This window comes from Paenibacillus sp. MAHUQ-45, assembly GCF_058133325.1.
The window spans coordinates 20,345-35,199 of the sequence record NZ_JBYUPV010000007.1 but is presented as its reverse complement, the minus strand read 5'-3'; the positions used below and the strand labels follow the sequence as shown (position 1 = coordinate 35,199).

Here is a 14,855-nt window from a genome sequence, read left to right as displayed (position 1 = left end):
TAGAGACAGAGCAGACAACAAGGAGGAGGGGACTTCAATGTACAGTATTTTTCTCGTGGATGATGAAGAACTTGGACTCGAGATGATGAGGGATTATATTCGCTGGGAAGAAATGGGTATTTACGTCGTCGGAACAGCAAACAATGGCCGAGAGGCTCTGGAGAAAATCGAGGCCACACAGCCGGATATTGTGCTTACGGATGTTCAAATGCCAATTATGAACGGAATTGATCTGGCTAGAAATATACATGAGTGCTATGACGGAATGCAGGTGATGTTCCTGACTGGGCATGATGAATTTCATTATGTAAAATCGGCCCTTAACGTAGGTGCTGTCGGATATTTATTGAAACCGCTTGATTTAAATGAGATTGTAAGCGTTATCGAAAAAGTGAAGCAGCGCTGCGAGGAAGCCCGGATGAGGAAGCGCTCTATGGAGGCCGCCAAATCTAATATTTTCAAGGAGCTTTCCTATGAAAAAAACGCCGAACGCACCGCCGAATTGGCATCCAGCTTTAGCAAACTAACCCGCCTGCCGGAGAGTAATCGCTATGCGCTGGCGTTGTTTAGTATCGACCCCAAAGAGGCTGAGGGGCAGCAGAGTCTAGAAGACTGCATGGGTCGACTGGTGTCTTTTCTGGATCACTTTTTTAAGGCGAAGAATCTGGAGGTTGTCTTTGTTCCCTACAAGGAAGGGGAGATAGGCGTGTATATGGAAGCGTCCGAGCAACCGGGTCATTATGCATGGGAGGACTTGGGCGAAGCCATTCGAGGTACGCTGGAGTTCACGGTGACAGCTGCTGTCGGCGGCCAGGATGCCGAATTAATTGGAGTCTATCATCTCTATGAGGGGATGCGTGTTGTTTTAAATGAGCGATTCTATGAAGGTACGGGTACGATTATTCATGCCAATGCCGTTAGTAACCAGTTCTACACCGAACATGTACCGCCTTTTGCCAGAAAAGAGTGGTTTGATGCCATAAATCGGCTGGAATTCGAGCAGGCTGCACAGAATCTGCACCGGCATATCGAAGGAATGGCTACGCTACGAATCAAGAAAAAAATTATCTGCGATTGGTCCATTGATCTCTTGGATGAGCTGCTGGAGCAGCTGCATGAACCTGTTCCCGAGGGCTTCAAGCGGGCAGAATTATACCATTCCATCTATAATGCGCTGACTCTGAATGAGATTGAGGATCTGATTCTGGGGACTGCCGAGAATGCTGTGAGCTTATTAGGCGAGCGCTTTATGGACAAAAATGCAAAGTTGATCCACAAGGTCCGGACCATGATTGATCAGAATTATGATCAGCCGCTTACCATCAATAGCCTGTCTGATCAGGTTTATTTGTCGCCGAACTATTTGCGCTCCATTTTTAAAGATAAGACCGGTATGACGATTCACGATTATTTGACCCGAATTCGGCTAGATAAGGCCAAAGAATTGCTGGCAGACGGCTCACTCAAAATTCAGGATATCGCCCAGAGAGTAGGTTATGAAAGTACATCCTATTTTATTTCTCTATTCCTGAAGAACCAGGGAGTTACACCGAACGAATACAGGAAAAATATTTGATTATGCCAGTACGGAAGTGCCTGTCCCCTAGAGAATGGTGAATGAAAGACGCTTTCCTCTATGAATAGTAAGATTACGATATAGATAATTCTCTGCCCGCTTTTTACAATTAGGCATGTATTCAAAATTAAGTGCAAGAGACGGGCTGAAACCATCAAGGCCAATCAAAGGGAATCTTTCAGTTATTATAATTCGACAGCGCTTACAGGGGTGGCAGACAAAGACAGAAAGGAGAAGAAGCATTCGATAGCTTTTTGCGAAAGCGATTACAGAAATGCGTGTAGCTGCACAATGATACAGCAGATGATCTATCTCCCTGTGACCAGCTGGACAGATGTCCGTTGGTAAGCAATCAGTCAGGGGGCTGCTACGTCTAGTTGTGGAAGCGATATCATTTTTGAGTTAACGGCATTTTCCGGCGCTTGGATTCCTTTGAATCACTTGATTTGAGCAACATGGCCCGAGTATTAAAGTGAGCAACAGAAGAATTGGCAACGAGAAAGCACTAACTATACAACACCAAACGGAGGGATGTTATGCTTGGGCAGGTAATGAAAAAAGGATTTTTGTTCCTCATCATGATCTGCCTGGTGATTACTGGTAGCGGCCAGTTCGCCAGGACGGTATATGCCGATGATACAAACACCTATGAGGCTGAGGCAGAAGGAAATACACTGACCGGTAACGCTTCTATTTCGAATCTTACTTCAGCTTCCGGCGGCAAGAAGGTCGGGGGTATCTATCAAGGCAGTTCCTTGCAGTTCAATAATGTAGTAGTGAGCGAGACCGGAAATTATAAAATTACTGTGCACTATATTTCTGGCGATTCGCGTCCATTCAATATCAGCGCGAATGGCGGCGACAAGCAGTTCGAAGAACCGCCCAAGACACAGAACTGGGAGACAGTGGGTACCTACGATGTGACACTTCCTTTGAACGCGGGAGTCAATACAATCTTGATCGATGATAACAACTGGTATTCTCCAGACATCGACAAAATCGTAATTCGTGGACTCGACAATAGCAATCCAGGAGAAGGTCATGAAGTCGACTGGAAGAAGAATCTACGCGGTGTAGTCATTGAGGCAGAGGCGCCTGAGAACATTATTACAGGCAATGCCAAGGTGGAAGACAGCAGTGTCAGCTCTAGTGGTAAAAAAGTAACGGGTCTATACAAGAATAGTTCTTTGACATTCACAAATGTTAATGCACCGGCAGAAGGAACTTACTTGATCCGCATTTCATATATTTCCGGCGACCAACGCCCTGTGTATATGCAGGTGAATAATGGACCGGATGAGCTGGTTGATCTGCCTAAGACGGCAAGTTGGAACACGCTAGGCACTTATGATGTAGAAGTGATCCTGCATGCGGGTACCAATACGATCACTTTCTCAGACCATGACTGGTATTCTCCGGATATGGATAAGATCGAAGTGATTCCTTATACGATCAGCTATGAAGCAGAATCATCTGTCAATGAATTGACCGGCGAAGCCCGCGTCGTCGACAGCCTCAATGCTTCTGGCGGCAAAAAGGTAGGTTACCTGAATGGTGGCAGCTCTCTGATCTTCAAAAAGATTATGGCTCCTATGACCGGTGATTACAAAATCACTGTAGCCTACATTTCTGGTGACCCACGCAGCTTCTATGTCAGCGCCAATGGGGGCGCGGAGCAATACTACGAGCTGCCGAAGACGGCAGACTGGGAAACGGTTGGCACCTATGATATTACACTCCCGCTAAATGAGGGTGAGAATACGATCACTTTCTCGGACGGCAACTGGTACGCACCGGATCTGGATCGCATTATCGTAGAACCAGCGATGGGCTCAGAGCCAGGGAATCCGGGTGAAGAAGTGGGTGACCTGGGAACACCGGGCGATACGCATAGCTACGGGGCAATCACGGTTACCGATTATACTTACGGCCTGCTGGTATCGAACGGACATTATCAAGTGTCCTATAATACCAAGACCGGATATGCCGGTTACAACTGGGCTGATGGACAGAAACTGACAGGGATCTACAGCAGTATTAAGCTCGGTGGTGATCTTGTAGAGACTAAAAGCTATGAGAATCATGCAAGCGCCGGAGCACCGGTGGAGATTCAGGACGGCTTCGGCAAAGGGGTCGAGCTAACATTCGTTCATACCTCTGCCGGTAAGCCAACACTGAAACAAGTTTACAAATTCTATGAAGACAGAACATATTTCTTGACCCGTCTGGATGCAGCCAGTGATACGGCGATGAAGAGCAATTATATGTCACCGATTACAGTAAAACGTACAGGTGGTGTAGACATTGGCGCCAGCACGGATAACCGTGTGCTGACCGTGCCTTTTGACAACGATGCCTGGATTCGTTACAAATCTCAAACGATGAATCGGGCAGATACTAGCTATGAGATGACAGCTATTTTTAACAATTCGACACGTAACGGGCTTATCATCGGTTCCGTGACGCATGACACCTGGAAGACAGGCATTGACTGGAAAGGCTCTTCCAACCGACTCAACGAGTTGGCAGTCTATGGGGGTGCAGCAAGTGATGTTACCCGCGACACCCAACCACACGGCAGCCTGACAGGCATGGAGCTATCCTCACCGCTGGTTATGGTAGGTGGATTCAGCGATTACCGCACTGGGCTTGAAGAATACGGGAAAGCCAACGCAATCATCACGCCTCCGCTGGAGCTGAATCCGGAATTGCCGCAAGGTGTACCAGTGGGCTGGAACAGTTGGGGAGCTTATGAGCACACTCTTTCGTACCAGGACGTAGTGGATGTCTCCAACTATTTCAAAGAGAACCTGAAGGACTTCAACAATAACGGTAATGTATTCATCAATATGGACTCCTATTGGGATAATCTGAGTGATCAGCAGCTTGAAAACGTTGTCTCTGTCATTAAAGGCAATGGGCAGCATGCAGGTATTTATTGGGGGCCGTTTGTATACTGGGGCGACAATATGAGTCAGACGGTAGATGGGACCAATGGTCAGTATACGTATGGCGACATCGTCCTCAGGGATGCTGAGGGTAACCCACTGCCGACTCTGGACGGGGCTTATGCCCTCGATGTGACACATCCAGGTACCAAACTGCGCATGAATTATTTCCTGGATAAATTCAAGGATCTTGGCTTCACTTTTATCAAATTGGATTTCCTGACGCATGGCTCGCTGGAAGGTCAACACTATGACCCGAACGTGACAACAGGGATTCAGGCTTATAATCAAGGAATGGCTTATGTCGAAGACCGTCTGGATGGGTCCATGTTCATCAGCGAATCTATCGCTCCGATCTTCCCGAGCCAATATGCGCACAGCAGACGGATTTCCTGTGACACCTACGGTAGCATTAATGAGACCGAATACATGTTGAATTCATTGACCTACGGTTTCTGGCAAAATGGAACGATCTATCCGTACACAGACCCGGATCATTTGGCACTCAGCCGTGCTTCCAGCTTGACCGAAGCCCGCAGCCGCGTGAACTCTGGCGTCATCGCCGGAACGGTGATGCTGGATAGTGATGATGTGAACAATCCTAAAGCGCAGGAATACATGACTGCCCTTTACAACAACACAGACGTACTTGAAGTGGCCTTGAAAGGAAAAGCCTTCAAACCATTGGAAGGTAATACGAACGCTAATGCTGCAGATACATTTGTACTGAAGGATGGCAACGATTATTACCTGGCGGTATTCAACTATAGTGCTAATGCTTCGGCCAACAAAACCGTTGATTTTGCCCGTGCTGGATTGGATGCTTCGGAATCCTATACGATGCAAGACTTGTGGACGGGAGAGACTTCGTCCGTAACTGGTTCCTTGGCATTGACTTTGGAAAAAGCAGAATCGAAACTGGTTAAATTGACAGCAAGTCCGAAGCCGGTAACAGGCGTTACTCTGGATAAAACGGAGCTTACACTGACCGTTGGCGACGCCGGCAAGCTGGTTGCAACAGTGAACCCGGAAGTGGCGACCAACAAATCGGTAACCTGGACTTCAAGCGATGCCACAGTAGCTAGTGTAGAGAATGGTAAGGTAACCGCTGTAGCAGCTGGCAAGGCGACGATTACTGTGAAGACGGTTGATGGTGGCTTTAAGGCAACGGCTGAGATTACAGTCAAAGCTGCCACCACGGAAAATCCGGGCAATCCAGGAAACCCAGAGAACCCGGGAAATCCCGATGTGCCTGCCAATCCCGGGGATAACGGCAACAATGGCAATAACAGTAACAACGGAAACAACAGTAATAGCGGAAATAATGGCAATACCAGCAGCAGCGTCCCAGGTGTTATTGTAGATACAACCAATGTCGCTAAACCGCTTAGCATCACAGCAGATATGCTGAAAGTAGACAGTACAGGTAATAAAGCAGTTGTGGACATCAAGGGAGATACACAGGAAATACAGCTGTCCCCTGCGGCGATTCTTCAACTCGGCAATCACACGCTGGAAGTAAAATCCGGCAAGCTCTCGCTCCAAGTGCCTGCAGATTTGATCCACGAGCTGCAGAACAAGCTGCCTGCTGAGCAGCGGGCAGACAGCACGATCTCCCTGAAGATGGTGCCGCTTGGCAGTAAAGCCAATGAGGTGGTTGCCGCTGCTGCGGGAACTATTCATGGTGATGTAGCACTCAAGGGTGATATTTATGAATTTAGTCTGTCGATTACTTCAAAAACAGGCACAACACAAACACTCTCTACGTTTGATCAACCGATTACGCTGAGTCTAACTGCAGCCGACGGGTTTAACGCTTCGCGTGGAGGCATCTATTATATTGCTGATAATGGCAAGCTTGAGTATATCCAAGCTGATTACGCTGATGGTGTACTGACGGCCAAGATTAGCCATTTCAGCAAATATGCTGTTCTGGAGCTGAACCGGACCTTCACCGATGTTCCAGCCAGTCATTGGGCAAGCTCTGTCATCAAGGAGCTAGCAGCTAAGCTGCTTGTTCAAGGCACTAGCGGTGACAAGTTTGAACCGGGACGTGCGGTTACGCGTGCCGAGTTCACATCCATGCTGGTTCATACCCTGGGACTGAATGAAACGGGCGAAGCAAGCTTTGCTGACGTTGCACCGACCGCCTGGTATGCGGAGCCGATCTCCATCGCGTACAAGGCTGGCATCGTAAGTGGAAGAAGTGCAGATAAATTTGAGCCAAGTGCAGTGATCACCCGTGAAGAAATCACGGTGATGACCATGAAGGCATATGAACTGAAGCATGGCAAAGCACCTGTTGCTTCTGATGCAGCGTTCACAGATTTGGACCTGGTTTCCTCCTGGGCAACGGCTTCTGTGAATGAAGCCGCCAGTCTTGGGCTGATTAAAGGCCAAAGCCCAGAAAAATTCGCACCTAAAGGAATAGCATCCCGCGCGGAAGCGGCTCATGTTATCTATAACTTGATTGCGAAGTAAGAAATGAAAAGGACTGTGGGGTAAAGAATTATGGGGTAAAGGACTGGAAGGATGAAGGGGTGGGGGCTGAAGACTTGAAGATTTGAAAGCCTGAAATCCTGAAATTCGTCACAGAGTAGTTTATTCTTCAATGAAGATCGTAATCCAATACTAAGATGTGAAAAAGCAGCAAGTCTCCGTTTGGAGACCTGCTGCTTTTTGTTTCGGGTCAATCGCACATCAAGGGCCAACTTACGCAAGGGGTGTAACGGACTGTACAGCCGCTATTTGCGATATAACTGGGTTTTGGACATGTAACGGACTCCAGTGCCGCTATTTACTCCAAAACCTCGCATTTTGATCAGACAGCCAGCCTATAAGGTCATCTGAGTCCGTTAGCATCCTTAGCAACCCAGCATATGAACAATAAGGTCACTGGAGTCCGTTAGCCTAGCAACCCAGCATATGGACAATAAGGTCACTGGAGTCCGTTAGCATCCTAGCAATCGAGCATATTGACAATAAAGTCACTGAAGTCCGTTACTCGACGGGGTAGCAACGGATTTTGGTGTGGATTCAATATTGAAGTGACTTTTCTGCACAAGCTGCGAAGAGGAAGGAACTACTCGCAGAAAAAGTGCAGCGTTCGCTTTTGTGTCCAGATTTCACCGCTAAAGAGAACAGAAAAAATATGGGCACAACAGCGATTGGAACAACGGTCCGTTCGTGGAGCGCCCACCTAAGCGACTGAGTACATCCTACTCAAAGCAGCTACTCAAAGCAACTACTCGAAGCAGCTACTCAAAGCAACACTCTGAACAACACTCGAAGCAACTACGCAAAGCAACCAGCACTCAGCGCCTCCCCTACAACATCACCTTTTGCGGCAGGGTGATCTGGACTGTGGTCCCTATGCCCAGTCGGCTATACACTTTAACACCGTAACGCTCACCGAATTTCAGTTTGATTCTTCGATCCACGTTCGAAATGCCGTAGCCCCGACCGGGCTTGTCCTCCAGCAGTGTTTGCAGCTTCTCCGGCCTCATGCCCATGCCGTCATCGATAACTGACAGGACAATATCGTTGTCTTCGATGATCCCTTTGATGTGAATATTCAGCGGGCTCTCCTGATTCCATACGGCATGAATGACCGCATTTTCTATGAAAGGCTGCAAAGTCAGCTTCACAGTAGAGTAAGGCAGGATGGCTTCATCGATCGTGTAGGTAATATTCAGCTGGCCTTTGAAGCGAATCAACTGAATGGCGTTGTAGCTTTGCGTCAGCCTAATTTCCTCATTAATCGTTAGGATGCTTTTCCCTTTATTAAGAGAGATACGGTAGAACTTGGCCAAATTCAGGACCATATCCTGAATCCGTTGGTCTTGATGCTTGATAGCTAGGGAAGAGATGGAGCCCAGGGTATTGTACAGGAAATGAGGATTAATCTGGGCTTGCAGCAGATCCAGCTCCGCTTCCTTGCCCAACAGCTCTTTCTGATACACCTCGGTAATGAGGCTTTTCAGGCGGTTCGTCATTTGTCGGAAGGCAAAATGCAGCTGACCAATCTCATCATTGCCGAGATGCTCTTCCTTGGCCGTATTGAAATCGCCCCGCTCAATGCGCCGGATCATGCGTATTAACGTACGGATACGTTTGCTGAACAGCGAAGCAGTGATAAAAATAAGCAAAAGAGCCACACCAATAAAGGCTAGAGAGATTTTGATAATGATTTGTGACAGTGACCGGGCATCCTTGATGATGCTGTCATACGGGAAGATGGACACCGTCTTCCAACCGTTTTTGAGCGTATTGTATACGGCAAAAGCCTTTTCCCCGTTGTACGTAGTATCGAATCTGCCTGATGACATTTCATCAAACTTATGGTTCAGTAACTCAGGCAGACTTGTGTTCAATAATTGTTTATCGCCCGAAGACAGGATAATACCGTCATTGTTGATAATAAAAATGTCTTTCCCGCCTCCGCCGGCCTCTTTCTCCATTAAGGAGTAAATGACCGATTCGGAAATACTGAAGACCAGAATGCCGTACGGATATTGGTTGCGGTTATTATTCAGCTGCCTGGCCAGTGTGAACATGGCGGGACTATTCTGGGTTTGCGGCGAGGACAAATGAACAATGTTCCCGTAGGTATGCTGCAGCTGCTTGAATAATTCTGTCCTTTTAACCTCCAGTGTAACTGGTTTGATATAGTAATTGTCTTTGGGCAGCGACGGATTATCCGAATATATGAATACGCTATCAAAATCAGGGTAGGCAGCCATCACCGTGTCAATTCGATTGGCAATGTATTTGTAGACATCCAGGTATGAAGGGTCATCCTGATATTCGCTTGTGAGATAGTTAGCCAGTCTATTATCCAAATATATAGAAGCTGAAATATGTTCATAGCTATCCATCTTGTTCTCCAGATTCTTGGTGATCTGGGCGGTTGAATTCATCATGTTGATATAGATTTGATCCGTGAGTTTGGACTTTGTCAGCTCAAATGAGATATAGGCCAATAGCATCATTGGAACAATGGTGACCACAACGAACACCAGGAACAACTTGGAACGAAAGCTTAGATTCAGGAAAGGCATATAGAAGTATTTTTTATAAAACTTACGCATCGAAGAAGCCCTTTCTCTTAGGAGTATTTGGCGTTTACCAAGTTTATCATAGCAGACTGAATATCGGAATCCAACAATAGTTTGCTGCAAAACATCTTTAAAAAGCGCTATCATTCGGAGGATTGAAGTATAGAAAGGAACCTGTAGCGGCCTTAAGATAAGGAGGAGAGAAGTTAAGCCAAGAGATGGCTAGGCATACTGTATAAAGAGAAAGGGAGGGTGTTTGATGTATAAAGCAAGCGCTATCAAAACAGTCAGGGGCAACAGTCTGTGGAACAGACTAAAAGAACAAAAGTGGTTATTTGTACTTATGTTCCCTGCCTTTATTGCGACATTGCTGTTTTCTTACGGTCCTATGTTTGGATTGTATATGGCCTTTACGAATTATCAGCCAGGTGGAGGATCGTTTTTACATCAATTCTTCGGTGCCGAATTTGTCGGCTTAAAGTGGTTTGAATATTTCTTTAGTACAGGAGATTTCTATCGGGTAATGCGTAATACGCTTGCGACAAGCTTGCTGACGCTGTTATTCGGATTTCCTGCTCCAATCATACTAGCATTGATGCTGAATGAAGCCAAACAAGGATTCTTCAAGCGCTTTACACAGACGGTTTCATATCTGCCGCATTTTATCTCCTGGGTTATCGCAGCGAACATTGTAATTACACTGCTGGCTTCGGACGGAATGCTTAACAACTTCCTGGTTATGCTGGGAGTGGTCAAAGAACCGGTGGCCTTCCTACAGAATGGACCTTTGTTCTGGTGGATTATCGCCTTATCTAATATGTGGAAAGAAATGGGTTTCAGCGCGATTATGTACCTTGCAGCGATTTCGGCTATTAACCCGGAGCTTTACGAAGCAGCAAGAGTGGATGGAGCCAGCCGCTTCCGTCAAATGTGGCATATTACACTGCCAGCCCTGCGCCCAACCATCGTAATTCTGGGAATACTCGCAGTCGGCGGTATTCTGAACGCGGGCTTCGAACAGCAATACCTGCTGCAAAATAATACAGTTCTTGAATATTCGGAAGTTATCGATATTTATGCTTATAAATACGGATTACAGAACAGCATGTTCTCTTACGGGGCTGCCGTGGGGATGTTTAAATCAGTCGTCGCCTTTATTCTTGTAGTGATTGTGAATAACATTTCCAGAAAAGTGAACGACCAGGCGTTGTTCTAAATAAAACAGGAGAGGAGCGCTTGTGATGATTTCAAGTAGATTCGGAGACCATATTTTTAAATTCATCGTGTATTTCGTTCTCACAATTGTATTGCTGGTTACATTCCTGCCTTTTTGGAACATTCTCGTTCTTTCATTAAATAGTGCGGAAGATACGGTAAGAGGAGGCGTCTACCTGTGGCCAAGAGCGTGGACGCTGGATAGCTACAATCAGATTTTGAAAGACAGTGAGATCATGAACGGTCTTTGGGTAACGGTAAAACGTACCGTGATCGGTGCACCGCTGTCAGTCCTCGTCATTACGATGCTAGCGTATCCGCTAAGCCGCCGGAATTTGGTAGGACGCAAAGGCTGGAACCTTTACTTCGTCTTTACGATGTACTTTGCCGGTGGTCTGATTCCTTATTATATGGTTCTGAAAGCGCTGAATATGATTGATACGTTCTCTGTATTCATTCTCCCAAGCTTGATGAACGTCTTCTATATGATCATTGTCCGGACCTTTATGGAAGGGTTGCCCTATGAGATTGAAGAGTCGGCAAAGGTAGACGGAGCGAATGATTTGACAATTTTCTTCCGGATTGTTCTGCCGCTGACAACGCCTGTACTTGCAACCGTCGGATTGTTCCAGGCAATTTCACATTGGAATTCCTGGTTTGACTCCTATGCGTTCACCTATAGCTCAGATCTGAAAACCTTGCAAGCCGTACTCGTCAAAATATTGAGTCAGTTCCAGACCGGAAGTATGGTGTCACAGACGCAGATGCTAGCCAACTCGGCCAAGCGGAATGCCGTCTCAAGCGATACGATCCGGATGGCAGCGACTATGGTTGCGACTTTGCCTATCGTGCTTGTATATCCATTCCTGCAAAAGTATTTTGTTAAAGGCATGACTTTGGGTGCTGTTAAAAGTTAATATGGTTAAATAAAACCGAACGCCAGCTGGAGACAACTTCTCCGGTTGGCGACCCTGAAGGGGGGTGAGGTGACAGACCTGCTTGGTTGCTTGAACGACATGTAAAGTAACTTATTCAATGGGAGGAATTAGGGTGTCAATGATAAAGAGAAACAAATGGATGAGCGTAGGTATGACGGCTGCACTAGCTGCTGGTTTATTGGCGGGATGTGGTTCTAACGACGGTAAAGACAATACAAACCAAACGGCAGGAGACAATAAAAAACAAGAGCCGATCACACTAACCTGGTTTGATTCTAATACAAAGGGAGAGCCCTTTACAGATGCTGTTGCCCAGGAAATCACTAAAAAGACTGGCATCTCGCTCTCCATACAACAGCCTACGGGAAACCCGACAGAGAAGCTGAGCTTGATGCTTGCCAGCGGTGACTATCCGGACGTAGTGGTAATGAGCCGTGGGGACGCTTCACTCGATAAGTACATTACAAGCGGAGCATTCGTACCACTTGATGAATTGATTGAAAAATATGGTTCTGACGTGAAAGAAATGTATGGCGACACGTTGACTAAAACACGCTATAAAGACGGCCAAAACTATTATTTGGCGAACTGGTATGGACTGGATAGTGATCCTGTCTTCGGTATGTTGATGAGAAAAAATCTGCTTGCAGAACTGGCTCCAGATAAGGCAGATGGTTCTACACCACTTACAACTGATGATTTGGAAGCGCTTTTGAAGAATTTTAAAGAGAAACACAAGACTATCGATGGAAAAGAATCCGTTCCTATGACGATGAACGGTGAGAATATGGGTGCCAATCTTGGTACGTTCAAAGGTATGTGGGGCATGAAGACCTACTACGATAACAACGGAAAATTGCAGTATGATGTGAAGGATCCGAAGTATCGTGAGATGCTGCTCTATGTGAACCGTTTGTATAGAGAAGGTCTGATCGAGAAAGAATTTGCTATTAGTAAAACGCAAACATGGGTTCAAAAGCTTGCTACTGGCGCAGTATTCTCCTCACCAGGCGCTTACTGGGATCCAGGTAATGGTAATGCAGCTTTGAAGAAGGATGGCGGCGTAGATAACCAGCTCTTCCCTTACAAGGTTGTCGCACCTGGTACAGACCCTGCCCAAACGACATTTGGACCTAGAAGCTCGCTTGGATGGGATGCTATTGCCATCACGAAGAATAACAAACACCCAGAAGAAACAATGAAACTGTTCAACTTCCTGGCAAGTGATGAAGGTCAGCATTTGCTGCTGTGGGGTCAAGAAGGAACCAATTACACTATGGTTGATGGCAAGAGACAACCGGACCCTGCATTCTTGCAAAGCTTCAAAGACAACTGGGATGATACAGTGAAGAAGAGCGGCGTTCGCAAATGGCTGTGGTTCATCAAGAATGGTCTGGATCCGAACGGACAGCCTTACGATATGCCGGTTAAATTCCAACGCAATGAAGTAGATGAAATGGCGATCAAGAACCTTGGGGATTCCGTTTGGGATACAGCGGAATATGATAACCTGACTCCTGATGGCGGTACACCTGAAGCACTGACAGCTCAGAAGGTCAAAGATATTATGGAACAAAGTACTACCCGAGTAATCATTGCTCCTACTGAAGCTGAAGCCAATGCGACATTCGACAAGATGCTTGACGATATGAAAAAGGCCGGCGATGAGAAGGTAGAAGAAATTATCAACCAGAAGTATGAAGAACGTATGAAGCTGTGGGGCGGAAAATAATTAGCCCAGATGAAGGCCAGGTCTCTTGCTGAGTTACTTTGAGAAGGAGAGCCTGTTCCTGAATTGATAGATAACCCGTAAGACGAACCTCTGCCTGAGGCGACGTGCTTACGGGTTATTTTTTTGCGGATAACTGTTATTTTCTAAAAAATGTTTAATCACTTTTGGTGATTTCAAGACGATAGCAGTCTTTTCTTTGGCTAATTGTTGAAGTCTTATTAAAATTCCAAACTCAAAGGAGAATCTCTCCTCGCAACCTTCTCCCATATCTGGTCTTCTCTTAGGGAAAGAAGTAGACATAACATGCATTTCATTGGTCCTTAGAATAATAGTTAGGTTTGTGGCTGGCTTGATACTATGTGATGATCAATACTAGTGTGCAGTTAAGCACAGCCCTTTACCCTTTATGCGTGCTGCGGTACTGGGAAGGAGATAGCCCCATAATCTTCTTGAACAGTCGTGAAAAATAGTAGGGGTCCTGAAAGCCCAGCCGATGGCTGATCTCTTTAATACTGTGATCGGTAAGGTCGAGGTGTTGGCAGGCCAGTTGTACCTTGAGACGCAGATAATAATCGATGGGAGAATACCCGGTCGCTTTTTTGAACATATGTGTGAAATGGGGAATGGAAAGCTTGCTTTCCGCTGCCAGCTCCTTGAGCGATAAATGTTCCTCCAGATGCTCAGTCATAAACTTCACGGAGCGCTCAATATCATGCTTGTGGCGTTGCTGCTGGCTGGAGAGCGGCTGAAGCTGCGAGAACTTCAGGATAGCTGCCAGATGGCAGGCAAGCTGTGAGACATAGATGATATGGTGCAGGGTGTAGCCTTTTTGCAGCAGCTCATAGCATTCATCGAACAGCTCTACGATCTTCAGCGATTTATCGACCGGGATCGGAATCGGCTCACATGCCCCGTCACTCCCGGAGAAGAAGTCGGCGGCGTTCTCTCCTTTCATGTGCCACCAGTAAATGCTCCATGGATGCTCGGTGGAAGAGGCATATTCATGCTCTATTCCCGCAGGGATGATGACGGCAGAACCCTTTTGCAGAAGCTGTGTCTTCTGACCCTGTACTCGGTACCAGCCTTCGCCGTTGACACAGTAGATGATGATATAAGCGGCGCTGCCTTCCGGACGTTCCCGGTAGTGATGCTGTGCCAGCGGAAAGTAGCCGATATCGGTTAGATGCAGTGGACGGATAAGAGGGTGCTGAGCATAATCTTTAATAATATGATCCGGCAGGACGATTAGTTTCTGGGCATTGAAGCCTTCTTCAATTCGTATATTTTTCATGTATATACTATGCTCGTGTGCAATTGCTTTGTCAAATGTATCAATCGACCGTAATCATCATATAGTCCATCATACACATGAGATAGTCAATGGTGTCT

At 46.5% G+C, this 14,855-nt stretch carries 8 protein-coding genes; 5 read left to right on the top strand and 3 right to left on the bottom strand.

Annotated elements, in window-relative coordinates; all coding sequences use genetic code 11:
* The first annotated feature begins 37 nt into the window (after window positions 1–37).
* Both AC3Y23_RS16100 and AC3Y23_RS16095 read left to right on the top strand, forming a co-directional pair.
* Window positions 38–1,576, top strand: coding sequence for a response regulator (locus AC3Y23_RS16100; RefSeq protein ID WP_379200669.1), 1,539 nt, complete (start codon window positions 38–40; stop codon window positions 1,574–1,576).
* Between the two features lie 551 nt (window positions 1,577–2,127).
* On the top strand, window positions 2,128–7,005 hold the full coding sequence (locus tag AC3Y23_RS16095) for an S-layer homology domain-containing protein (protein ID WP_379200667.1): 4,878 nt from the start codon (window positions 2,128–2,130) through the stop codon (window positions 7,003–7,005).
* 845 nt (window positions 7,006–7,850) lie between these two features.
* On the opposite strand, the gene AC3Y23_RS16090 is transcribed toward AC3Y23_RS16095, so the two are convergent.
* The gene (locus AC3Y23_RS16090; protein WP_379200665.1) at window positions 7,851–9,614 is read right to left on the bottom strand and encodes a cache domain-containing sensor histidine kinase; all 1,764 of its coding nucleotides are present in this window, start codon (window positions 9,612–9,614) and stop codon (window positions 7,851–7,853) included.
* Window positions 9,615–9,840: 226 nt separating this feature from the next.
* Here AC3Y23_RS16090 and AC3Y23_RS16085 point away from each other — a divergent pair, with 226 nt between their 5' ends.
* The 3 genes from AC3Y23_RS16085 to AC3Y23_RS16075 all read left to right on the top strand — a co-directional run bounded on the left by AC3Y23_RS16085 (window position 9,841) and on the right by AC3Y23_RS16075 (window position 13,466).
* Window positions 9,841–10,797 (top strand): ABC transporter permease, encoded by a 957-nt coding sequence (locus tag AC3Y23_RS16085; RefSeq protein ID WP_379200663.1) that lies wholly within the window; start codon window positions 9,841–9,843, stop codon window positions 10,795–10,797.
* A 25-nt stretch (window positions 10,798–10,822) separates the two neighbouring features.
* Window positions 10,823–11,713: a carbohydrate ABC transporter permease gene (locus tag AC3Y23_RS16080; protein ID WP_379200661.1), complete on the top strand. Its 891-nt coding sequence runs from the start codon at window positions 10,823–10,825 to the stop codon at window positions 11,711–11,713.
* Between the two features lie 139 nt (window positions 11,714–11,852).
* Entirely contained in the window at window positions 11,853–13,466 is a 1,614-nt protein-coding gene (locus AC3Y23_RS16075) for an extracellular solute-binding protein (RefSeq protein WP_379201218.1), read from the top strand.
* A gap of 108 nt (window positions 13,467–13,574) precedes the next feature.
* Here the strand turns inward: AC3Y23_RS16075 and AC3Y23_RS16070 are convergent, their stop codons facing one another.
* The gene (locus tag AC3Y23_RS16070; protein WP_379200659.1) at window positions 13,575–13,766 is read right to left on the bottom strand and encodes a P-loop NTPase family protein; all 192 of its coding nucleotides are present in this window, start codon (window positions 13,764–13,766) and stop codon (window positions 13,575–13,577) included.
* A 97-nt stretch (window positions 13,767–13,863) separates the two neighbouring features.
* Window positions 13,864–14,757, bottom strand: coding sequence for an AraC family transcriptional regulator (locus AC3Y23_RS16065; protein ID WP_379200657.1), 894 nt, complete (start codon window positions 14,755–14,757; stop codon window positions 13,864–13,866).
* Window positions 14,758–14,855 lie beyond the last annotated feature (98 nt).